At 73.1% G+C, this 23,129-nt stretch carries 15 protein-coding genes; 6 read left to right on the top strand and 9 right to left on the bottom strand.

Translation table 11 applies throughout. From position 1 onward, the window contains the following. Positions 1-508 precede the first annotated feature (508 nt). Complete coding sequence (locus ACFWV2_RS30980) at positions 509-958, top strand: PTS glucose transporter subunit IIA (protein ID WP_360792792.1); 450 nt, start codon at positions 509-511, stop codon at positions 956-958. Between the two features lie 80 nt (positions 959-1,038). Further along, a complete protein-coding gene (gene ptsP, locus ACFWV2_RS30975; RefSeq protein ID WP_384410054.1) occupies positions 1,039-2,709 on the top strand; it encodes a phosphoenolpyruvate--protein phosphotransferase in 1,671 nt (556 codons plus the stop codon). Positions 2,710-2,779: 70 nt separating this feature from the next. Here ptsP and ACFWV2_RS30970 read toward each other — a convergent pair whose 3' ends face one another. Then, positions 2,780-3,679, bottom strand: coding sequence for a hypothetical protein (locus tag ACFWV2_RS30970; RefSeq protein ID WP_384410051.1), 900 nt, complete (start codon positions 3,677-3,679; stop codon positions 2,780-2,782). A gap of 22 nt (positions 3,680-3,701) precedes the next feature. Beyond that, on the bottom strand, positions 3,702-4,994 hold the full coding sequence (locus ACFWV2_RS30965; protein WP_384410048.1) for an MFS transporter: 1,293 nt from the start codon (positions 4,992-4,994) through the stop codon (positions 3,702-3,704). Between the two features lie 46 nt (positions 4,995-5,040). Between ACFWV2_RS30965 and ACFWV2_RS30960 the strand changes: the two genes are divergently transcribed. Then, positions 5,041-6,360 (top strand): aminotransferase class I/II-fold pyridoxal phosphate-dependent enzyme, encoded by a 1,320-nt coding sequence (locus ACFWV2_RS30960; protein ID WP_384410045.1) that lies wholly within the window; start codon positions 5,041-5,043, stop codon positions 6,358-6,360. 179 nt (positions 6,361-6,539) lie between these two features. On the opposite strand, the gene ACFWV2_RS30955 is transcribed toward ACFWV2_RS30960, so the two are convergent. Continuing rightward, on the bottom strand, positions 6,540-8,510 hold the full coding sequence (locus tag ACFWV2_RS30955; protein ID WP_384410042.1) for an acetoacetate--CoA ligase: 1,971 nt from the start codon (positions 8,508-8,510) through the stop codon (positions 6,540-6,542). 215 nt (positions 8,511-8,725) lie between these two features. On the opposite strand from ACFWV2_RS30955, the gene ACFWV2_RS30950 reads away from it, so the two are divergent. Further along, a complete protein-coding gene (locus ACFWV2_RS30950; RefSeq protein ID WP_384410039.1) occupies positions 8,726-11,158 on the top strand; it encodes a glycoside hydrolase family 31 protein in 2,433 nt (810 codons plus the stop codon). A gap of 65 nt (positions 11,159-11,223) precedes the next feature. On the opposite strand, the gene ACFWV2_RS30945 is transcribed toward ACFWV2_RS30950, so the two are convergent. After that, the gene (locus tag ACFWV2_RS30945; protein ID WP_384410036.1) at positions 11,224-11,784 is read right to left on the bottom strand and encodes an NUDIX domain-containing protein; all 561 of its coding nucleotides are present in this window, start codon (positions 11,782-11,784) and stop codon (positions 11,224-11,226) included. Between ACFWV2_RS30945 and ACFWV2_RS30940 the strand changes: the two genes are divergently transcribed. After that, on the top strand, positions 11,783-12,604 hold the full coding sequence (locus ACFWV2_RS30940; RefSeq protein ID WP_384410034.1) for a M15 family metallopeptidase: 822 nt from the start codon (positions 11,783-11,785) through the stop codon (positions 12,602-12,604). The genes ACFWV2_RS30945 and ACFWV2_RS30940 overlap by 2 nt on opposite strands. 216 nt (positions 12,605-12,820) lie before the next feature. Here the strand turns inward: ACFWV2_RS30940 and ACFWV2_RS30935 are convergent, their stop codons facing one another. The 4 genes from ACFWV2_RS30935 to ACFWV2_RS30920 are packed head-to-tail and all read right to left on the bottom strand — an operon-like array spanning position 12,821 to position 17,396. Next, a complete protein-coding gene (locus tag ACFWV2_RS30935) occupies positions 12,821-13,426 on the bottom strand; it encodes an ATP/GTP-binding protein (RefSeq protein WP_360792774.1) in 606 nt (201 codons plus the stop codon). Then, positions 13,407-13,826: a DUF742 domain-containing protein gene (locus ACFWV2_RS30930; protein ID WP_360792772.1), complete on the bottom strand. Its 420-nt coding sequence runs from the start codon at positions 13,824-13,826 to the stop codon at positions 13,407-13,409. The genes ACFWV2_RS30935 and ACFWV2_RS30930 overlap by 20 nt, the downstream gene beginning before the upstream one ends. 10 nt (positions 13,827-13,836) lie before the next feature. After that, on the bottom strand, positions 13,837-14,274 hold the full coding sequence (locus ACFWV2_RS30925) for a roadblock/LC7 domain-containing protein (protein ID WP_360792770.1): 438 nt from the start codon (positions 14,272-14,274) through the stop codon (positions 13,837-13,839). Beyond that, positions 14,271-17,396: a nitrate- and nitrite sensing domain-containing protein gene (locus ACFWV2_RS30920; protein ID WP_384410029.1), complete on the bottom strand. Its 3,126-nt coding sequence runs from the start codon at positions 17,394-17,396 to the stop codon at positions 14,271-14,273. The genes ACFWV2_RS30925 and ACFWV2_RS30920 overlap by 4 nt, the downstream gene beginning before the upstream one ends. Positions 17,397-17,920: 524 nt before the next feature. Here ACFWV2_RS30920 and ACFWV2_RS30915 point away from each other — a divergent pair. Further along, positions 17,921-18,214, top strand: a complete 294-nt coding sequence (locus tag ACFWV2_RS30915) for a hypothetical protein (RefSeq protein ID WP_384410026.1) — start codon at positions 17,921-17,923, stop codon at positions 18,212-18,214. A gap of 96 nt (positions 18,215-18,310) precedes the next feature. Here the strand turns inward: ACFWV2_RS30915 and ACFWV2_RS30910 are convergent, their stop codons facing one another. Continuing rightward, entirely contained in the window at positions 18,311-23,020 is a 4,710-nt protein-coding gene (locus ACFWV2_RS30910) for a hypothetical protein (protein ID WP_384410024.1), read from the bottom strand. Positions 23,021-23,129 lie beyond the last annotated feature (109 nt).

Genomic DNA, 23,129 nt, shown 5'->3' with positions numbered 1-23,129 from the left:
GCGTTGATTTTTGGCACGCTGTTGAGTTCTCAAGGAACGGACGCTTCCTTTGTACTCACCCTCTCGGGCTTTCCTCCGGGCTTCCCTTCGGTCTTTCGTGTTTCCAGGTTAGCAGATCCGATTCTTCGTTTCTGCCACCCGCTGGAGCGGGCTGCTGGGTAGGAAATTGCTTTCGCTTTTCCGTTCCCGGCGGGGTCAAACACTACCAGGCTTTTCCGGTCCCTCCGACCACGTCCCTGCGAGCATGCAGAGGTGTAGACCACTGGGGTTAGGATCTGCCTGGCGGTTGCTGCCGACCCGCGACTCAGGCCGCATTGGGGTCAGGCAGAAGTACGACGGTACATCCCACCGCCAGTTGAGGCAAATCGTTGCCGGTGGTCCCTAGGTCCGTCCAACTGGTACGTCTCGGGCGGAACTGGGACTTCTTATGACTTACGCTTCACAACAGTACGCCGTCCAGGACAGGTAGTGACGGCGCCACACGATCTCCGCCCCTGGGAGGCTTCCCATGTCAACCGTGACGTCGCCGCTTGCTGGACGCGCCATCGGTCTCGCCGCAGTTCCCGACCCGGTCTTCTCCGGTGCGATGGTCGGTCCCGGTACCGCCATCGACCCCGTACGTGAGCCCTCGGAGGCCGTCTCCCCCATCGACGGGGTCGTCGTCTCCATGCACCCGCACGCCTTCGTCGTCGTCGACGGCGAGGGGCACGGTGTGCTGACGCACCTCGGTATCGACACCGTCCAGCTCAACGGGCAGGGGTTCGAGCTGCTCGTCAACAAGGGTGACACCGTGACGCGTGGACAGGCCGTCGTGCGCTGGAACCCCGCGGACGTCGAAGCCGCGGGCAAGTCCCCCATCTGCCCCGTCGTGGCGCTCGAAGCCACCGCGGACTCGCTCTCCGACGTCGTCGAAGACGGTGACGTGAAGGCCGGCGACGAACTCTTCGGCTGGCGCTGAGCCGGTTCGTCCTCGTGACGACCTCGAGTTCGACATTCAACGCGGCGGCGGGTGCCGCCGCTCTATCGGAGACGGGTGAGATGGAGACAACGCTGCGAGGCGTCGGCGTCAGCCACGGTGTGGCGATCGGCGAGGTCCGGCACATGGGTACGGCGGTTCTCGAGCCGCCGGCCAAGCAGATTCCGGCGGACGAGGCGGAGCGCGAACAGGGGCGCGCCCGGCAGGCCGTCGAGGCTGTCGCCGCCGACCTGATTGCGCGCGGCAATCTGGCCGGTGGTGAGGCGCAGCACGTGCTGGAGGCCCAGGCGATGATCGCCCAGGACCCGGAGCTCATCGCCGATGTCGACCGCCGGATCGCCGTGGGCAGCACGGCCGAGCGCGGTATCTACGACGCCTTCTCCCACTATCGTGAGCTGCTCGCCGGTGCCGGCGAGTACATGGCCGGTCGTGTGGCCGACCTCGACGACGTGCGGAACCGGATCGTCGCCAGGCTGCTCGGGGTGCCGATGCCCGGTGTGCCGGACAGCGACGAGCCGTACGTGCTGATCGCGCGGGACCTGGCGCCAGCCGACACGGCGCTGCTCGACCCGGCGCTCGTGCTCGGGTTCGTGACGGAAGAGGGCGGGCCGACCAGTCACAGCGCGATTCTGGCGCGGGCGCTGGGTGTGCCGGCCATCGTCGCACTGCCGGGCGCGGGTGAGCTGGCCGAGGGCACGCTCATCGCGGTCGACGGCTCGACCGGTGAGCTCTTCGTGGATCCGAGCGAGGAGAAGAAGGCGTCGCTGACGAAGGCCGCCGCCGAGCGGAAGGCCGCGCTGGCCACGTCCAGCGGTCCTGGTGCGACGTCGGACGGGCACAAGGTTCCGCTGCTCGCCAACATCGGTGGTCCGACGGACGTGCCGGCCGCGGTGGAGGCCGGGGCGGAGGGCGTCGGTCTCTTCCGTACGGAGTTCCTCTTCCTGGACGACAGCGCGAAGGCCCCGTCCGAGGAGAAGCAGGTCGAGGCCTACCGGAAGGTGCTGGAGGCCTTCCCGGAGGGCCGTGTGGTCGTGCGGGTGCTGGACGCCGGCGCCGACAAGCCGCTCGACTTCCTCACGCCCGTGGACGAGCCGAACCCGGCGCTCGGTGTGCGGGGGCTGCGGTCGCTGCTCGAGCACCCGGAGGTGCTGCGGACGCAGCTGACCGCGCTGGCGAAGGCGGCCGAGGGACTGCCCGTGTACCTCGAGGTCATGGCTCCGATGGTGGCCGACCGCACGGACGCGAAGGCGTTCGCCGACGCGTGCCGTGAGGCGGGACTGCGGGCGAAGTTCGGTGCGATGGTCGAGATTCCGTCGGCCGCGCTGCGGGCGCGCTCGATCCTTCAGGAGGTCGAGTTCCTGTCGCTCGGCACCAACGACCTGGCGCAGTACACCTTCGCGGCCGACCGGCAGGTCGGTGCGGTGTCGCGGCTCCAGGACCCGTGGCAGCCCGCGCTGCTCGATCTGGTGGCACTGTCGGCCGAGGCGGCCAAGGCCGAGGGCAAGAGCTGTGGCGTCTGCGGCGAGGCTGCCTCGGATCCGCTGCTGGCCTGTGTGCTGACGGGTCTGGGGGTCACCTCCCTGTCCATGGGTGCGGCGTCGATTCCTTATGTGCGGGCGACGCTGGCCAAGTACACGCTGGCGCAGTGCGAGCGGGCCGCCGCCGCGGCGCGTGCGGCGGACTCGGCTGAGGAGGCCCGTGTGGCCGCGCAGGCGGTGCTGTCCGGGGAGTGATTCCCGGGTGTTGTCGACGAAGGGGCTTTCCGTCACCGAGGTGGCGGGGAGCCCCTTCGTCGTGGGTGGGTCAGTGGTGGCCGGTCCAGTCGTCGTCGGGGTCGGGGATGAGGGGGAAGCCGGCTCGGTGGTCCACGCCCGGTTCCGGGGAGAGCGGTTCTCCGGTGCCGGCGTCGGTGCAGTAGGCGGCGAAGACCTCGGCTTCGGTGAGGGGGGTGAGGGTTCCACCGGTGAGGCGCCAGCCGTGGAGTCGGTCGCGCTCCCCCGGGTTGCTGGTGCGCAGGACGAGTCCCCCGGGGGCCCCGAGGGCGATGCCGGCGGCGAGGACCGCGGTGAACTCGGCGGTTGCGGCGTCGTCGGCGGTGGCGGCTCCCGGGGTGCCGTGGGCGTGGAGGACGGCGAGGAGTTGGTCGTCGGCCGCCGGGACGCTGCACACGAGGTGGTGGGTGCCGGGGCCCGCCGCGTCGAGGAGCCGGGCGAGGAGCCGGGCGGCCCGCTCGAAGGCGGCCCTGCCGATGTCCTTGCCGCAGGTGGCGCAGTCGCCGGTGGCGGCGAGGACGGTGGTGGCGTACTCCCAGGTGGCGTGGCGGACGGCGGTGTCGATGAGCTCGGGCAGGAGGGTGCTGAGGGGCTGCCCGGTGTAGGTGACCTGGGCGCCGGTGGCGGCGAGGTGGGCGGAGAAGCGGCTGCGGCTGGTGGGGTGGTCGGGGTCGATGGCGGTCTCGGCGCAGTAGGCCGCGTACTCCTCGGGGTCGAAGAGGGTGACCGTGGTGTGTCCGCCCTGGGTGGCGAGGGTCCTGAGGAGGGCCTCGACCTGCCGGAGATAGGTGGTGTGGTCGTCGAAGGCGAAGGTCCGGTACTGGCGCATGGCCGTGAAGTCGTGCTCGTCGGCGAGGAGGCCGACGGTGCTGGGGACTTCGCGGCGCAGGGCGCGTCGGAGGTGTGCCTGGGTGGTGCCGGTCCGCGTCATGTCTCCCCCTGGTTCGGTCCGATCAGTGCTCACTCACCGTAACCTTCGCCACTGACAGTGATGGCTCGGCCAGGCCTCGGCGGACCAGGCGGCTCTGGGCGGCGCTGGTGGCGATGAGGGCCACGCCGAGGACGGGCCAGGCGAAGGGGCCGGCGGAGATCAGTCCGGCCATGAGGAGGGGGCCGGCGAAGCGCTGGGTGGACTGGGCGAGGCCGTGGACTCCGAGGTAGGCGCCCTGGGCTTCACCGGGGGCGAGGGCGACCGAGAGTTCCCAGGACGCGATGGTGTGGAGCATCTCGGCGAAGGTGAGGGCGACGGCCGCGGTGATCAGGGCGGCGATGGAGAGGGTGCGGCCGCCGAGGGCGGAGACGGTGAGGGCGAGCGTACCGACGGCGAAGAGCCCCGCGAGGGGGGCCAGGAGGCGCCGGGCGGCTTCGGTGGAGGAGCCGTATCGGGAGAGCGGGACCTGGAAGATCACGACGAGCGCGCTGTTGGCGACTATCAGCAGCGGAGCGAGGCCGACGGGGGCGTCGGTGGCGTGGACGATCCAGAGCGGGAGGGCGACCTGGAGGATCGAGTCGTGGAGGAAGAGGACCGATTCGCCCGCGGTGAAGGCGAGGAAACCGCGGTCCCGCCAGGGGGTGGGGCGGTTGGTGGCGGGGGTCGGCCCGGGGGCCGTGGACGCCGCGGCGACCCGGGAGTCGGCGGGGGCCGGGGGTTCGGCACAGCGGAGGGTGAGGGCCGCCATCACGAGGTAGGAGAGGGCGTCTCCGACGAGCAGGACGTGGAAGGCGGTGGTGGTGCCGACGGCGAGTGCGGCTGCCGCGCCGAGTCCGCCGAGGGTCCAGCCGATGTTGGAGGTCGTGCGGTTGATCGCCTGGTAGCGCACGCGGTCGGGTCCTGCGACCCGGGCGGCGTACAGCTTGGTGAGGACGTTGGTGGCGCGGTCGGGGAGCGCGCCGGCCGCGGAGAAGAGGACCAGCAGCAGGTAGTCGTCGGTGGTGAGGAGGGCGAGGAGGGCGGTGGCGCGCAGCAGTTGGGTGCAGATGATGACGCGGACCAGGGGGAAGCGGTCGGCGAGGAGGCCGCCGAGGGGGGCGCCGGCGATGCCTGCCGCGCCGGAGAGGGCGATGAGGAGCCCGACCTGTCCGAGCCCGAGGCCGGTGACGTAGGTGAAGTAGAGGGCCATGGCCGTGGACCAGAGTCCCGTGCCGCACTTGTCGATGAAGCCGATGACGAGCATGCGGTGACCGTCGGGGCCTCCGGGGATGCGGTCCTTGAAGGCGGTGCGGGTGAGGCCTGTGGTGCGGCTCAATGGGTCCCCCTTGCCAACTGTTTTGTATTGATACATAATTGATTACGTGGCAGCACAATATGTGATCGTAGGGACGACGGCCAAGGGGATCGCCGCGTCCGTGGAGCAGGGTGTGACCGAGGGCGGGCTCGCCCCGGGTGACGCCCTGCCGCCCGTGCGGAGGCTGGCGGACGCGCTGGGGGTGAGTCCGGGGACCGTCGCGACGGCCTACAAGGAGCTGCGGCAGCGGGGGCTGATCGTCACGCGCGGGCGGGGCGGGACCGTGGTGGCCGAGGTTCCGTCAGTGGCCTCCCGGCGCCCGCCGCGCGTGCCGGAGGGCCTGGTGGACCTCGCGGGCGGCCATCCGGACCCGGCCTTCCTTCCCGTACTGCGTCCGCCGTCGGCGGTCACCCCGGTGTACGGGTCCCACCGCGCGGCGCCCCGACTCGCGGCGCTCGAGGAGGTGACCCGGACGTGGTTCGAGCGTGACGGGGTGCCCGCGCGGCACGTGACCTTCGCGCACGGGGCCCTGGACTGCATCGCGCGGCTCCTGTCGACGGAGTTGCGGCCCGGTGACGCGGTGGCCGTGGAGGACCCCGGATTCCACCATCTGCTGGACCTGGTACCGGCGTTGGGGCTTCGTCTGGTCCCGGTGGCGGTGGACGGTGAGGGGCTCGGACCGGAGTCGCTGCGGACGGCGCTTCGGGGCGGGGTCCGCGCGGTGGTGTGCAGCCCTCGGGGCCAATGTCCGACCGGGGCGTTCTTCACCCGGTCACGGCGGGACGAACTCGTGGCGGTGCTCAGGGAGTTCCCCGAGGTGCTCGTCATCGAGGACGACCACAACGCGGAGATCGGCGGGGCCGCGGCCCATACGCTCGCGGCGGCGGGGCTCGACCGGTGGGCGCAGGTGCGGACGGTGTCGAAGCACCTCGGGATCGATCTGCGCTGGGCCGGGGTCGCGTGCGACGCGGTGACGCTGGCGCGGCACGACGGACGGATGCTGATGACCTCCGGCTGGGTCAGTCACGTACTCCAGGAGACGGTGGCCGGCCTCCTCGGCGACCCGGCGGTACGCGCGCGCGTGGCGGCGGGCGAGGCGGCGTACGGGGAGCGGCGCGCGGCTCTGATCGGTGCGCTCGGGACGTACGGGATCCGTGCGGTCGGGGCGAGCGGGCTGAACGTGTGGGTGCCGGTGCGGGACGAGTCGGCGGTCGTCAACGGTCTGCGGACACAGGGGTGGTGGGTCGCCGCGGGGGCGCGGTTCCGCATCGGGGCCCCGCCCGCGGTACGGATCACCACGGCGACGCTCGCGCCCGACGACGCGACGCGCCTCGCCGCGGACTTCGCGGAGGTGCTCGGGGACGCTCAGGCGACGTACGGCGGGTGAGGCGGGAGGGCGACGGGACGCTTCAAGGCCTGGGAGCGGCCGGTGCCGAGGGCCTGGGAGCGACCGGTGCCGAACGTGCGGGGGCAGGGTGTGGGCCGGGGGGAGGCGGTGCTCTTGTGTCCCCGAGCGGGATGTGGTGCCCCCGACACGCTGCCGGGGGCACCGGGGGCGTGACCTGGTCAGCCTCGTCGGGAGGCCGCCAGCGTCTCGTAGAAGTGGAGGAGTCCGAGGTCGTCGACCGAGCCCGCGTTGACGGCCTTGGCCAGGGGGGTGCCCTGGAGGAGGCGTTTGACCGGGACCTCGATGCGCTTGCCGGTCAGCGTGTGCGGGACGCCCGGGACCTCGATGATCTCGTCCGGGACGTGGCGCGGGGAGAGCTCGCTGCGGATCGTCCGCTTGATGCGGGCGATCAGCTCGTCGTCGAGCGTGGCACCCTCCACGAGGTGGACGAAGAGCGGCATCCAGTAGCCGCCGTCCGGCTCCTCCAAGCCGATCACGAGGGATTCGCGGATCTCCGGGAGGCGTTCCACGGCCTCGTAGATATCGGCGCTCCCCATCCGTACGCCCTGGCGGTTCAGGGTGGAGTCGGAACGACCGTGGATGACGACCGAGCCGTGGTCGGTGATCGTGATCCAGTCGCCGTGGCGCCAGGCGCCCGGGAACATCTCGAAGTAGCTGTCGCGGTAGCGGCTGCCGTCGGGGTCGTTCCAGAAGTGGATCGGCATGGAGGGCATGGGGTTGGTGACGACGAGTTCGCCCACCTCGCCGATGACGGGCTTTCCGGAGGGGTCCCAGGCCTGGAGGTCGGTGCCGAGGCCCGCCGCCTGCAGCTCGCCGATGTGGACCGGCAGGGTCGGGACGGCGCCCGCGAAGCAGGAGCACACGTCGGTGCCACCGCTGACGGAGGCGATCCACAGGTTCTCGCGGACCTCGTCGTGCAGCCAGCGGAAGCCGTCGGGCGGCAGCGGGGAACCGGTGGTGGCGACGCACTTCACCGCCGAGAGGTCGAAGTCGCGGCCGGGGTGGACGTCCGCCTTGGCGCAGGCCATGACATACGCGGCGGAGGTGCCGTACAGGGTGGCGCGGGTGCGCTCGGCGACGCGCCACTGGGCGGCGGTGTCCGGGTAGCCGGGGCTGCCGTCGTACAGCACGACCGTCGTACCGGTGAGAAGGCCGGAGACCAGGAAGTTCCACATCATCCAGCCGGTGGACGTGTACCAGAAGAACACGTCCTCGGGCCCGAGGTCGCAGTGCAGGCCCAGCTGCTTGACGTGCTCGACGAGGATGCCGCCCTGGGACTGGACGATCGCCTTGGGAAGGCCCGTCGTACCGGAGGAGTACAGGACCCACAGCGGGTGCGAGAACGGGACCTGCTCGTAGACCGGCTCGACGTCGCCGGCGACGAGGTCGGCCCAGGCGAGCGTGCCGTCGGGGGCCGGGGTGCCGAGGAGCGGGATGTGGACGACCGCGCGGAGGGTGGGCAGCTCGGCGCGGAGCTCGGCGACGGTGTCGCGGCGGTCGTGCTCCTTGCCGCCGTAGCGGTAGCCGTCGATCGTGAAGAGGACGACCGGCTCGACCTGCTGGAAGCGGTCGAGGACGCTGCGGGCGCCGAAGTCCGGGGCGCAGGAGGTCCACACGCCGCCGACGGCGGCGGTGGCGAGGAGGGCCACGACGGACTGCGGGACGTTGGGCAGGTAGCCGCTCACCCGGTCCCCGGGCCGTACGCCGAGGGCACGGAGTTCGGCGGCGAGGGAAGCGACCTGGCGGCGGAGCTCGGCCCACGTGGTCCCCACGGGGTCATGTGTCTCGTCCACATGGAGCAGGGCCGTGTCATGGGGGCGCTCGTCGGCGGCGCGCAGGGCGTGCTCGGCGTAGTTGAGGGTGGCTCCGGGGAACCAGTCGGCGCCCGGCATCGACCGGTCTCCGACGACCCGCTCGTACGGGGTGGCGAAGCGGATGTCGAACCACTCGACGACCGCCTTCCAGAAGGCTTCGAGCTCGTCGACCGACCAGCGGTGGAGCGCCGGGTACCCGCCTTCGGCCGGGGCGCCGTGGTGTTCGGCCGCCCAGGTCTGGAAGCGGGTCACGGCGGCCGTGGCGATGCGTTCCTCGTCCGGCTGCCAGAGCGGCTCGGTCTGCGCTGATGTCATTGGGGCGGCTCCCTGGCTGTACGCGGGGTCGGCGTGTGTCCCGCGCACGTGCTGGGGTGTGCGCGCGACGCGGCTGACAGGACGATGCCATGTGATCGTCTTTCGCACCAGGTCTGCCCGCCCATGGTCGGACAGTTGAATATGTGCCCCCACCACGGGTGAACGGAAGTTGAACGGAGCTCGTATCGCCCCTGGTGGGTGGCAGGGTGATCGCCATGGACGGTCGGGAACTGGTGCGTTCGATCAAGGTGTTCGGCGCGGTGCGGGGATGGCGGACGGCGCGGGCGGCGTGGCGGCAGCGCCGTACGGATGCGTGGGGGATGCCGCCGCGAGGGCCGGAGCGGGCTCGGGTGCCGGGGCTCGCGACGGCGGCGGAGGCCGCCCCTGGCGGGGGGACGATCCGTTTCACGCGGTCCTCGCTGCGGATCTGTGTGTCGTCGGGCGGCACCGTGTTCTGGGGGTGGGACGGAGCCGGGCCGCTACCCTCGTACGCCTTGGCCGGTGAGGCGCCCGACCCGGACCCCCGGGCCTCCCTGGAGCCGGACACCGACGGCGGCTGGCGGATCGTGTCGGAGCGGGTGACGGTGGCGGTCTCCCGGCACGGGGCGGTGGAGATCCGGACGCCGGGCGGGGTGATGCTGCGGCGGGACCTGCCGCCCCGCTGGTGGGAGCCGGTGGCGAGTGGGGTGCCGGGACGTGGTCCCGGGGCCATGGCCGTCACCGAGGCGGTCGAGGGCGAGCGGGACGGGACGGCGGCGGCCGGAACCGCGCGCTGGGTCCAGCGGAGCGAGGTGCCGGCGGACGCGCGGTTCTTCGGCCTGGGCGGGCGGTCGGCGGGGCCGCGGCTGCGGGACGGCTCGTACCGGCTGTGGAACACCGACCCGAAGGGGAGTTTCGGCCCCGGGGACGATCCGCTCTACCTCACCATGCCCGTGCAGTTCGTCGTCTCCGACGCCGGGACCCACCTCGCGTTCCACGACAACTCCTGGGACGGCCGGGTCACCCTGGCGGAGGGCGAGGAAGGGGCGGGCTCGGGGCACGACCGGCCGGGGACCAGTGAGGTCCGGATGGACGGCGGGCCGCTGCGCGGCTGGGTGGTCGTCGGCACCCCCGCGCGCGTACTCCACGGTTGGGCCGCGCTGACGGGCGCTCCCGCGCTGCCGCCGGACTGGGCCCTCGGACCTCAGCACGCGCGCTGGGGGTTCGGGAGCGCGCGGGAGGTGCGCCGGGTCGTGGCCGGGTACCGGGAGCGCGGGCTGCCGCTGGCCGCCGTGCACCTGGACATCGACCACTACGACGGGCACCGGGTGTTCACGGTCGACCGGGAGCGGTTCCCCGATCTGCCGGGGCTCGCGGCGGAGCTGCGGGAGCAGGGCGTCCGGCTCGTGTCGATCGTGGACCCGGCGGTGAAGGCCGAGCCGGGCGACCCGGTGTACGACAGCGGGCGGGCCGCGGGAGCCTTCGTCCGGGACGCTCGGGGCGGGGAGGTGCGGGGGGTGGTGTGGCCTGGCGAGTGCGCCTATCCCGACTTCACCGATCCCGCGGTACGGGAGTGGTGGGGCGGCCTCTACGAGGAGCGGCTCCGGCAGGGCTTCGCCGGGGTCTGGCACGACATGAACGAGCCGGTGGCCTTCGCCCCCTTCGGCGACATGACGCTGCCGCGATCCGCGCGGCACGCCCTGGACGGCCGGGGCGGGGACCACCGCGAGGCCCACAACGTGTACGGCCTCACGATGGCGGGGGCCGGATACGAGGGGCTGCGCCGGTTGCGGCCCGACGAGCGGCCCTTCCTCGTCTCGCGGTCCGGCTGGGCGGGCATGCAGCGGTACGGGGGCACCTGGTCGGGCGACGTGTCGACGGGCTGGCCGGGGCTGCGGGCCTCGCTCGCCCTGGTCCTGGGGCTCGGCCTGTGCGGGGTGCCGTACTCGGGGCCCGACGTGGGTGGTTTCGACGGCAGCCCGACCCCGGAGCTGTTCCTGCGCTGGTACCAGCTGGGGGCGTGGCTGCCGCTGTTCCGTACGCACGCGGCGATCGGCGCGGGGCGGCGCGAACCGTGGGAGTTCGGTCCGGAGGTCCTGGAGCACGCGCGCGTGGCGCTGGCCGAAAGGGAACGTCTGCGGCCGTACTTCACGACCCTGGCCCGGCTCGCCCGGATGACGGGCGCCCCGTACGTACGACCGCTGTGGTGGGGAGCGCCCGAGGACCGGGTGTTGCGCGACTGCGAGGACGCGTTCCTGCTCGGCGACGCGCTCCTCGTGGCGCCCGTCCTGAGCCGGGGCGCCGACCGGCGGGCGGTACGGCTGCCGCGCGGACGCTGGTACGACACGGCGACGGGGCAGGCGTACGAGGGGCCCGGGCAGGTGCTGCTCGACGCGCCGCTCTCCCGGATCCCGGTCCTGGCGCGGGCGGGAGCGGTGCTCCCGGTGCGGGGCGAGGATGGCGCCCTGGCCCTGGAGGTGTGGGCGCCGGCCGCGGGGCGGGCGGGCGGGGGTCTCGTCGTACGGGACACGGGGGACGGCTGGGAGCCGGCCGAGATCGAGCGGTACCAGTCGCGGCTCGTGGACGGCCGGGTGGTGGTGGAGCGGGTGACGGACGACGGGGTGGAGGCGCCGGGGCTGCCGGTGCGGGTGCGGGGTGGGGCGGCGTGACGGTGTGACGGCGTGACGGTGTGGTGCGTACCGGGCCCTGCCGTCAGGGCCCCGGGCCGGGGCCGTCAGCCGTATGTGCCCGCGAACCACCTGCGTACCGCCTCCGTGTGGAGGGGGAACGCCAGGTCCACCGGCGCGTGGAGCACGTGGTGGCCGTTCGTCTCGTCCGTCGGGGTGGAGGGCGGGAGGTCCCTGGCCGGGCGGGGCGGGAGGAGGCCGAAGAGGAGGAGGTGGCCGCCCGGGGAACTCATCGCGTCGGCGAGTCCGACCCGCTCGGCGGGCGCCTCGATGCCGGTCTCCTCGCGCAGTTCGCGGGTGACGGCCGTGCGCCAGTCCTCGCCGTGGTCGATGAAACCGCCGGGCAGGGCGACCCCGCCCCGCGCCGGCTCTATGGTGCGGGTGATGACGACGAGGCCCGTGCCCGCTCCGTCGGTGACCGGGAGCAGGGCGACGGCCACGGGCAGCGGGTTGCGGTAGGCGGTGTGTCCGCAGGCCGGGCAGGTACGGGGCCAGCCTGCGTCGGCCGGGTGGGCGGCGCCGCAGCAGGAGCAGTGGGAGTCCTTCACGGCCCGACCGTACGCGATCACCCTTTCCCGGCGCTGCCGGAACTGATAGACGGTGTGCATGACAGGACTCGCTTCCGCTTTCCGTACCCTCGCCGTCACGGCCGCCGCCGGGCTGATCGCCGCCACGGGCGCTGTCGTCGCCCCCGCTCCCCCTGCGTTGGCCGCGCCGGAGCCGAAGGCCCCACGGGAGTTCGTGGCCCTGAGCTCCGTGGACCGGACGATCCTTCAGGAGATGCGCTACACGACTCCGCACAACTTCGTGGGTGAGCCGGTGGACGGCTACCGGCAGCCGATGTGCATCCTGACCCGGCCGGCCGCGGAGGCGCTGCACCGCGCGCAGGTGCGTCTTCTCGCGCGGGGATACACGCTGAAGGTGTACGACTGCTACCGGCCGCAGCGGGCCGTCGACCACTTCGTGCGGTGGGCGAAGGATCTGGGGGACGAGCGCATGAAGAAGGAGTTCTATCCGCTCGTCGACAAGTCGAGACTGTTCGCGGACGGGTACATCGCGGAGAAGTCGGGACACAGTCGTGGTTCGACGGTGGATCTGACGATCGTGCGGCTGCCGGCGGTGCCCACGCGCGCGTACGTGCCGGGCGAGAGGCTGGTGGAGTGCTACGCGCCGCAGTGGGAGCGGTTCCCCGACAACGCCGTGGACATGGGGACCGGGTACGACTGTTTCGACACGCTCTCGCACACCGACGACCCTCGGATCCAGGGCGCGCAGCGGGCCCATCGGCAGCTGCTCAGGACGGCGCTCGCCGAGCAGGGATTCGTGAACCTGCCGGAGGAGTGGTGGCACTACACCTTCAAACCGGAGCCCTTCCCGAGCACGTTCTTCGACTTCCCGGTGGCGCGGAGGTCGGTGGCAGGTCACTGAGATGTTCGCGTCCGACACACCCGTGCCGACCCTCTGACGCTGCGTCAGGTGGTGCGATGATCGGTGGTTCGGAGGCACCGCCCGGTGGCCCGGTGGTTCACCGGTGACGACGGCCGGTCCGGCCGTCGGGGCGGAGGCCGAAGTGGTGCCCGGCGTCGAGAAGGCCCCCGCACGCGGGGGCCTTCCGTAGGTCGTCGCGCCCGCCGGGGGCGACTGTCAGGTCGTCGCGCCCGCGTGGGTCCGGTCGGCGAGGACCAGAGCGTGTTGGACGACGGCCACGAGGACGTTCTTCACGGACTCCCGGTCGCGGGCGTCGCACATCATGAGCTCCACCTCGGGGTCCAGGTCGAGCGCCCCCCGCACGCTCTCGGCGGGAAACCGCTGGGCGCCCTCGAAGCAGTTGACGGCCACCGTGAAGGGGATGCCGCGGCGCTCGAAGTAGTCGATGGCCGCGAAGCTGTCCTCCAGGCGGCGGGTGTCGGCCAGGACGACCGCGCCGAGCGCGCCCTGCGCCAGCTCGTCCCACAGGAACCAGAAACGGTCCTGGCCCGGAGTGCCGAACAAGTACAGGACGAGGTCCTCGCGGAGAGTGATCCGGCCGAAGTCCATGGCGACCGTGGTGGTCGTCTTGGTCTCCACACCGTTCAGGTCGTCGACGGGCCGCCCCGCCTCGCTGAGGATCTCCTCCGTCCGCAGGGGTCTGATCTCGCTGACCGCGCCCACCAGGGTCGTCTTGCCGACCCCGAATCCGCCGGCGACCAGGATCTTCAGGGTCATCGGCTCGACGAAGGGCTTCTTGCGGCTAGAGCGCCCGAAGGCCATTGATCACCTCGCGGAGAATGCTCACGTCCGGCAGCTCGGCCGGCGGAACGGGGCGGGTCACGTGGACGAGTTCGTCCTCGACGAGGTCACCGACGAGAACCCGGACCACCCCGACGGGGAGGTCGAGTCCGGCGGCGAGCTCGGCGATCGACTGGGGCTGCTCGGAGCAGCGTTCGACGATCTCCACATGTTCTGGGGAGAGCGACTGGTCCCGGCCGGGATCGTCGGCGGCGGGCTCGGGAACGACCAGCGCGATCAGATCGAGCCGGTGACGGGTGGCGGCACTGGTCCGGCCGCGGGTCATCGCGTACGGACGGACCACCGGCCCGGCCTCGTCGTCGAACCAGTGGTGCGGGGCCGGGCTCTGGTCCAGCTGGTTCCGCTCGGCTGCGTCACTCATGCCGTCCCACTCACCCCCCCGAGGACAGACCGGTCCGGGGGGCCGTCGCGAGGTGGATCCCGACCCGCTTCACCATCAGCGTCATCTCGTAGGCGACCTGACCCACGTCCGAGTCGGCGTCGGCGAGCACGGCCAGGCAGCTGCCGTCACCGGCGGCCGTCACGAAGAGGAAGGCGTCCTCGAGTTCGACGACCGTCTGACGGACCTGGCCCGCGTCGAAGTGACGTCCGACGCCCTTGGCGAGGCTGTGGAAACCGGAGGCCACAGCGGCCAGGTGCTCGCCGTCCTCCCGGGTGAGGTCCTGGGAAGCACCCGTGGCGAGGCCGTCGCTGGAGAGCACGAGGGCCTTCCGGATGGACCCGACGCGCTGCACGAGCTCGTCGAGGAGCCAGTTCAGCTCGCCGTTTCCGGAGGTGGTGCTGGGTGCTGCGGCGTTCGGTGCGGTCATCGACCGTCCCCCTCGGGTGTCGTTCCTTGTGCTGTCGGGTCGTCCGGGTCGGCGTTGTGCCGCCGTCCGCGCTGCCAGCCGCGCTGCATGGCGGCCATGCGCGCGCGTACCTCCTCGGCGTCGCGCTCGAAGGAGTCGGGATCCGCGGGCGTCGCGCCCCCGCTCGTACGGGCGTCCGCGCGCCGACCCGTACCGCGGTCCGTCTGCCCGCCGTTACCGCGGTCCGCCGGGCCTTCGCTCGCGCGCAGCTGCGGCGCGAGGCTCGCCTGGCGGACGCGGCGGGGCAGTCCGCCGAACGTCTCGGGGCCCACGGCCGGTGAGGATCCCTCCGCCGGGACGGGGACCAGGCTGGGGCCGGTGCCGGTCCGAGAGGCCGGCGGGACGTCCTGGTCTGTGCCGCGGGCGAGGTGGCCAGGGGGGTCGGAGTGGGTGGACGTCCGGCCGGGAGCGGGGTGCGCACGGCCGGTGAGCGACTGGTCCTGGGCGGGGAGGTGAGGGTCCAGGGAGGGGAACGTCCGGGCGCGCTCGGGGCCTTCGTGGCTACGGTCGGGCAGCGGGTGAGCCGGGCCGGGAAGCGAGCGCGGCCCCTCGGGAAGCGAGCCGGCCCCGTCGGGAAGCGGGCGAGCCGTGTCGGGAAGCGGGCGAGCCGTGTCGGAGGCGCTGTCGGGAGCCGCGTCGGCGCGGGTCGGGCGAGGGCGGGCGTGGGCCGAGTCGTCGTCGGGGCGCGCCGGGAAAGCCCGCGCGCGGTCCTGCTCCGCGGCGCCCGCCGGGCGCCGCGCGCTGTTCGCGGCGTCGACACGGCGGCCGTGGTCGACGACGAGCGTCGGGGTGACGCGGCGGCGCGGCAGCGGTACGGGGCCGAGGGGTCCCCCGGCGGTCGGCGTCTCGCCCTCGCCGTGGCCGATCGTCCGGTCCGGGGTCCGCTGCTCGCCCGCGGGTGCGGGGCCGTTGCGGCGCCTGCCACGGGGCAGGAACAGGCCGCCGCGCTCGCTCTCGGTGTCGAGGAGGTCCGCCGACCGGTCGAGGAGCACGTCGAAGTCGCTGTCGACGGGTCCTTCGAGTTCGACGGGGCCGTCGAGCGGAGCGAGCCCCTCGGTCACGTCCGGGACCCTGGCGAGTGCCGGGCGCGGGCCTGGCGTCGCGCCGCCCCCGGGCGTCCCGTCCTCGGCCGGGGCGGTGCGGTCCAGCGTCTTGCGGTCCAGGCGGAAACCCGCGCCCTGGGTCTCGGGGGCGTCGGTGAGCAGCGCTGCCGGGATGAAGACGACCGCGGTGGTCCCTCCGTACGGGGAGGTCTGGAGGGAGACGCGGACGTTCTGGCGCTGGGCCAGACGGCTGACCACGAAGAGGCCGAGGCGGTCGGTGTCCGAGAGCTCGAACTCGGGGGTCTCGGCGAGCCGAAGGTTGGCGTCGAGGAGGGCGTCGGCGTTCATGCCGAGGCCCCGGTCGTGGATCTCCAGGGTGAAGCCGTTGGCGACCCGTTCGCCGAGCACCTGGACGGCGGTGTGCGGCGGCGAGAACACCGTCGCGTTCTCCAGGAGTTCGGCGATGAGGTGGGTGAGGTCCGCGACGGCGGGGCCGCCCACGCCGAGACGGGGCAGGCGGCGGACCTCGATCCGCTCGTAGTCCTCGACCTCGGCGACGGCGGCGCGGACGACGTCCATGAGCTGGACGGGCTTGCGCCACTGCCGGGAGGGGGCCGCGCCGGAGAGGATGACGAGGCCTTCGGCGTGGCGCCGCATACGGGTGGTGAGGTGGTCGAGCCGGAAGAGGTCGGCCAGCTCGTCGGTGTCCTCGGTGCGCCGTTCCATGGTGTCGAGGAGGGTGAGCTGGCGGTGGAGCAGGACCTGGTTGCGACGGGCGAGGTTGACGAACACCTCGGACACGCCGCGCCGCAGTTCGGCCTGTCTCACCGCGGCCTCGACGGCGGCGCGCTGGAGGGTGTTGAGGGCCTGGCCGACCTGGCCGACCTCGTCCTCTCCGTAGGCCAGGTGGGGCACCTCGGTGACGACGTCGACCTGTTCGCCGGCGGCGAGCCTCCGCATGACGCTGGGGAGGCGCACGCCGGAGACCTCCTGGGCCTCCTTCTGGAGGCGGCGCAGGTCGCGGACGAGCCTGCGGCCGATCCGGACGGAGATGACGATCGAGGCGAGCAGGGCGAGGAAGCCGAGGACGCCGGCGACACCCGCCTTGAGGAGGACGCTGTACGCGGCGGGCTGGACCCGGTCCTGGTAGCGGTCGCCCGCGGCGGTGTTCTCGCGGGCCAGGTCGTCGAGGACGGGACCCACGTGGTCCTGCCAGTAGGCGGGGGCGACCGCGCGCGGGTTGTCGGTGGGCCCCTGGTCGATGATCGCGTCCTCCGCGATGCGCAGGGGCCTGGTGTCGGGGCTGCGCCAGTACTTCTCGAAGCGTTCGCGCTCGGCGGCGGGAAGGAGTTCGAGGTTGACCTCGTAGAACTGCTCGCGGTTGGCGATGAGGTCGGAGATCTCGCGGATCTCCCGGGCGGTGACGCGGTCCGCGACGAGCGCGGAGAGGACGAGGGCGTCCTCCCGGGAGAGCAGCTCACGCGCGCGGGTGATGCCGACGAGGGCGCGGCCCTGCTTGTCCATCTCCACGTTCTCGAGGGCGTGGAGGGTGAGCAGGAAGCTGTAGCAGGGGTCGACGAGCCGGTTGTAGAACTCGAGGGCCTGCATGCGGCCGATGTCGCGCTTCTCCACGGAGCGGCGCAGTGAGGCGAGGCCGTCGAGTGCTTCGAGGAGGGAGGTGAGCCGTTGGGCCGTGACGGGCCGCATCTCCTCGCGTACGCCGGGGTCCGCGGCGTTGGCGCGGATGCGGGCGATCTGGCGGTCGGCGGCCAGGCGGGTCTCGCGCAGGGAGCCGAGGGCGTCGGAGCCCCGGGGGTCCGCGAGGTAGATCAAGGACTGGCGGCGTTCGAGCTGGATGACCCGGGCGGTGTCCTCAAGGGGATAGCCGACCTTTTCGACGATGTAGCCGATGTCGAGGAGCTGGTCGGCCTCGCGGCCGGTGAGCGTCGTGGCGAAGCCCCACAGACCGGTGAGGGAGACGAGGGGTACGAGGAGCAACGCCACGATCTTCCGGCGGATGGACTTCCCGCGAAAGCGCATGGCCTCCCCCAGCTCGGCCCCCGTTGAGCACGGGGGTCCTTCACGTTCGTGACGTCCGGCGTCAACACGCGGCGTCAACCTTGAGTTTCGACACTTGAGTTCCAACAAACGGCGGCGCGAGCCTACTACTGCATCCGGGCCTTCCCGAAGGCGTGTCCGCGCTATTTTCAGCCGGTCGAGTGAGTGTTGATCATGAGATGTCCTGGTATTCGGGGAGTTGGGGTCGGCCACTGTGGTGCAGGACACCTGATGACGCGCCATTTCACCGATGAACGGGGATGGCTGGAATTTTTCGTTCCGACCCGGTCTGTGTCACGTTCACCCGGGGGCGGGCGAAACCTTTTCCCTCTGGCGTGCGTCAATAGGTACGGGGAGGTTCTGTCCGTGTAAAGACGCTCAAGACGGGCAGCCGACCCTGAAGTCGTTCAGTGGTGGGGAGTGACAGGACAATGGAACACGAGGCGCGGGCGGCGCGGCAGTTGTGGGTGGATGAGGAACGGGGCCGACGGAGGATGCCCGATCCGGTGCGTGCCGCCGCCGTGCGGGCCGTGATCATCACCTCCGTGACGATCATCCAGGCCGTGGTGGCCTTCTTCTGCTCCTTGGCGGGCTCGTGGCTGGCGTTCCCGGTGACCGTCAGCGCGGTGGTCTTCACCGTCGTGGCCACCTGGAGTGTCCTCGACGTCTGGATCACCCGTCAGGTGTGGCGCCAGCGCAACGGTGTGGTGTCGGAGCCGAGCAGCACGGCCCGCAGCCCCCTGCGTGAGCAGCACGAAGAGGGCCGGCCGGGGACGGCATCGCTGTCCGAGGCGGCCTGAGCCACGGGCGGTACGTGAAGGCGGTACGCACAAGGCGGTAAGCACAAGAGCAGCGGCCCGGCCCCCTCGACAGGGGCCGGGCCGCTGCCCTTCTCGCTACGGGGTGTGCGGCGGGGTCGGGGCGTCGCTCGAGTGACGGCGGAACATCCGGGTCGCCGTGATCTCGCCGTGGATGGTCTCACCCTCTCCGGCGGCCTGCGGCAGTCCCGGACGCAGGTGCTCCTCCACGCTGATGTACTTCAGCCCGGCCCGCAGGTCGGCGTCGTTGCGCAGCCGGATCACCAACGGGAACTCGGCGAGGGCGGTGGTGTCGAAGAGACCCGTCGTGTACAGCAGCTGGACGCCCAGCGCGTCCGACACGGCCCGCTGGAGCTCCAGGAGGTACGTGGCGTTGGCACGGCCGATCGGATTGTCCAGGAACAACGTGCCCGCGTGGCGGTGCTTGTCACGGCCCCGGTCGTTGGAGCGGAGCGCGGCCATCGTGCAGTACAGGGCGATGGCCGCGGTGAGCAGCTGACCACCGGAGAAGACGTCGCCCATCTGCCCCACGGGCACCCGCTCGGCGCGGAGCACCGCGTCCGGCTTGAGGATCTCGACGGACACCCCCTTGGGTTCGAGGGCCGCCTGTACCCCCCTCAGCAGCAGCGACATCCCGTCACGGCGCAGGTCGGAGTTCTTCTTGACGGCGGCGCGGGTGGCCTCGTCGACGACCTCGCCGAGCCGCTCCGCGAGGGTGGCCTGGTCCGGCTCGTCGAAACGGATCCGCAGGAACTCCTGCCCCGACCACTCGCCCAGGCCCTCGGGGAGCCGCGAGAGCCGCTGCGCGGAGCGGAGCGTCGCGAGGGAGGACTCCACGAGGCCGCGCAGCCGGTCCACGATCGAGTCGCGGTTGCGCTCCAGCTGCTCCAGCTCGTCGGTGAGGACCCGCAGCCTGGGCGCGAAGGCCTCGGCCCACTTGGCGGCGTGCTCGGGCAGGGCGGACGCCGGCAGTTCGCGGATCTGCTGGCGGGCGGGGGTGCGGACCTGCTCGTAGCGGGTGGAGTTGGCGTGCCGTACGAGGATGTCGCTCGCCTCGCGGACGGCGGCGTCCGCGGCGGACAGCTCGGCGGTGCAGCCGCGCAGCGCCCGGCGCGTCTCACCGGCCGTCGTACGGGCCTCCTCCAGGCTGCCGGGATACGGCTCGGCCTCGTCCCGCTCCTCGTCCGTGTGGTCGCGGAGCAGGTCCCGCAGCAGGGCCGCGGTCTCCTCGAAACCGCCGGCCGCGTCCTCGGCGGCCCGGTGGTCGCGGAGCAGGCCGGCGTGGGCGGCGCGCGCCGCCTCCAGGGCGTCGGTACGGGAGGCGAGCTCGGCGGTGGCGGTACGGAGCAGGGCCTGGGCCCGCTCGGCGTCGGCGGGCACCAGCTCCTCGGGCAGCTCGGTGTGGGAGCCGCCGTCCTCGGGGGCGAGTCGCTCGGCCTCACCGCGGAGACGGCCGAGCTTCTCGCTCGCCTCCGAGGCGCGGACCTCCAGCATCTGCACGAGGGCCTCGGCGCGGGCGGCCGCGGCCTGCCGGGACGGGCCGTCGGCGCCGTCGGTGGACTCGAGGAGCTGCTCGGCGCGGGTCCTGACCTTGTTGGTGAGGCGGTCGAGTTCGGCCAGGGCGGCGGACTCGTCGCTCTCCGCGCGGGCCTGCTCGGCGCGCAGGTCGGCGCCCACGCCGACCTTCTCGTACAGCTGGGACGCGGCCCGGTAGGCCTCGCGCAGGGTGGGGAGCGCGGCGCGGGACGCGGGCGCGTCACCGTCGGGGAGGGGGTCGGGGGCGCCCGCGATCTCGGCACGCTCGGCCCGCAGGGCGCGGGCGGTGCGGTGGGCGTCGTCGGCGGAGCGCTGGGTCGCGCGGCGGTCCTCGTCGGCGGCACGCGCGCGTTCCAGGCAGGTCTGGGCGCGGGCCTCGGCCTCGGCGGCGTCGTCGGCGAGTTCGCGGAGCTTGGCCTGCCAGGCGGAACGCTCGCGCAGCCGGTACGCCAGGCCCGCGAGGGCGTCGGCGACGCGGCGGGCGCGCTGGGCCGCCTCCTGGCGCTCGTCCCTGACCTGGGCGGCCTCGGCGGCCGCCTCCTCGGCCTCCGCACGCGCGGTGCGGGCCTCGTCGAGGGTCGCGGCCGCGGCCTCGGCGGTCTCCCGGGCGGTCGTGGCGACGGCCGCGAGTTCCGCGAGCATCCCGGGCGGGCAGTCGGCGCGCCAGGACCCGATCCGGGCCGCGAGGGAGCGGTCGCCGGCGAGACGGGAGGCGAGGGTACGGATCTCCTCGTCGCGTGCGGCCGCGCGGGCGCGCAGGGCGTGACGTTCCTCGTCGGCCGCGTGCTCGTCGTGCATGGCCGGGTTCGGCGGCACGAGGAAGACACCGGTGTCGCCCGTCGGGTCCTGGGCCGGCACGGGAGCGAGCAGGGCGGCCGCGGTGCCCACGGCCACGGCGGAGCGGGGCAGCAGGGCGGCCGAGCCGAGGACCTCGCGGGCGCGTCCGTAGGAGACGGGGTCGGTGATCACGACGCCGTCGACGAGCTCGGGGCGGGCCGCGAGGACGCGCGCGTGGTCGACGGGGTCCACGGACTGGGCGAGGTAGCGCCAGCCGGGAAGGGCGGGGATGCCCTGCTCGCCGAGGTACTCGACGGTGGCGAGGACGTCGGGTCCCGGCGGCAGCAGACCGCCGTCGCCGAGGGCCCCGAGGATGCGGGAGTCGTCGGCGGCGGCGGTGCGCAGGTCGAAGAGCTGGCGCTCGGCGGAGGTGACGGCCTGGTCGAGCATGCCGCGCAGGTCGTCGGCGTACCGGTCGAACTCGGTGACCGTGAGCGGCCCCTGGGGCCCGGACTCCCCGGAGGTGCCCTGGCGGTCGGCGGGGTCCCCGTCCTCGCCGTCACCGGTGGGCGCGGTGGCCGCGCGCTGCCCCGGGAGGGGGGAGCCGGGGGCGGGGAGGGCGGAGCCGGTGGCCGGGAGGCTCAGGAGCTCCGCGAGGCGTTCCTCGGCGGCGAGGAGCTCGGCGGCGCGGCGCTCCGCGTCGTAGGCGTTCCCGGCGGCCTCGGCCGCGTCGGCGGCGCGGGCGGCGGCGAGTTCGGCGCGGGATTCGGCGCCCGCGGCCTCACGCGCGCGGTCCGCGGCGGTGCGGGCGACCTCGCGGGCCGTGTCCCAGGCGGCGACCGTCGTCTTCTCGGCGTCGCTCGCGGCGAGGGCCGCGCGGGCGGGGTCGGCGTCGGGTGCGGAGTCGTCGAGCCAGCCCGCCCGTACGGCCTCGGCGGTCTCCTGCTCGACCTCGGCGAGCCGCTGGCGCAGGTGGCCCGCCTCGCTGCGGGCGCGCTGGGCCTCGGTGGCGGCGACCGTGGCGTCGCGGTGGGCGGTCTCACCGACTTCCTGGAGGGCGGTGGAGCGCTCCTCCTCCTCCGCCGCGTGGCGCTCGCCCTCCTCGGCGGCGGCGGCGAGTGCCCGTACGAGGTCGGCGGCCGCTTCGGCACGGGCCGCGAGGGCCGGGGCCGCGTCCCGCTCGGCCTCCCGGATGGCGACGGCCACGCGCGCGGAGCGGTCGGCCGCGGCGCGGTGGCGGAGGACGACCTCGGCCGCCTGCCAGGCGGAGTGCGCCGTGCGGGCGTCGGTGAGTTCCCGGCGCTGGGAGGCCGCGCTCTTCTCTGCGGCGGCCAGGGCCAGGGAGGCGTGCCGATAGGCGAGTTCGGCGGCGACGCGGGAGCTGAGGCCCCGTGCGGTCTCGGCCTCGGCGACGGCGTCGGCGGCGGAGGTGACCTGCTGGGCGAGTTCGGCGCCACGGCCGCGCTCCCGGACCGCGCGGGCGGAGAGCCGACGGGCCAGGGTGCGGGTGCGGCGCTCGGAGGCGGTGTGGACCTCGCGCGCGTGGGACCGGGTTTCGGCGGCGTCGACGATCCGTTTGAGGAGGTCCACCGAACCGGCCGTGAACTCGCGCTCGGCGGTCAGCTCGGCGCGACGGCCCAGTTTGTTGCCGAAGCCGCTGACGAGGTCCGCGAGTCCGTCGGTGTCCCGGGTGTCGGTGACGGCGCGCAGCAGCAGGTCGGTGAAGTCGGAGTCCTTCTTGACGGCGAAGAGGCCGGCGGCCTCGCCCTCGTCCGCGTTCATCTCGCGCTGGTAGCGGAAGAGCTCCGGGTCGAGGCCGAGTTCGCCGAGGTGTTCGTTCCAGCGGTCGTGGATCTCCTCCCAGTAGACCTCCAGGTGCGGGTACGCCTTGCCGGCCTCCGTGATCGCGTCGCGGAAGCCCTTCATGGTGCGGCGGCGGCCGCTCGCGCCCGATGCGCCCTCGACGGGCGGGCGGACGGAGGTCGCCTCGGCGACGGGGAGGTTGTCCAGGCTGAGTCCGGGGCCGGGACGGAAGGAGTACCAGGCCTCGGCGAACTTCCGCGGGTCGTGCGAGACCTGACGGCCGCGCCACTCACTGGCCTTGCCGACGACGACGAGTTCGCCGGTGAGGGTGTGCTGCCACTCCAGGGCGACATGACCGCAGTCGTCGGCGAGGAGGAACTTGCGCAGGACGCCGGAGCTGGCCCCGCCGAGCGTGTTGCGGTGGCCGGGGAGCATGACCGAGAAGATCAGCTTGAGGAGGACGGACTTGCCTCCGCCGTTCTCCAGGAAGAGCACACCCGCGGGGGCGGGTCGGCGCGGCGGCCCGACCGGTTCCTCCTCGAAGAACTCCGCCTGCGCGGGGGCGGGGTGGGGCACGGGCGCGCCGACCCCCCGCAGGTCCAGGACGGTGTCGGCGTAGCGCGCACCGGCGGGACCGATGGAGTACAGGCGGACCCGGGACAGCTCGTACATGGCGAGGGACTCTCGTGCTCTCGTGCTCTGGAAGGTCGGTTGCGCGGGGCGGTGAGGCGGGTTCGGTGGTGCGGGCGGGTCGGTGGTGCGTGGGGGTCGGTGAGGCGGG

The sequence above is a fragment of the Streptomyces sp. NPDC058671 genome, assembly GCF_042716475.1.
Taxonomy (GTDB): Bacteria; Actinomycetota; Actinomycetes; order Streptomycetales; family Streptomycetaceae; genus Streptomyces.
Note: the sequence above shows the minus strand (reverse complement) of the source record. Positions and strands in the feature narration are given on the sequence as shown.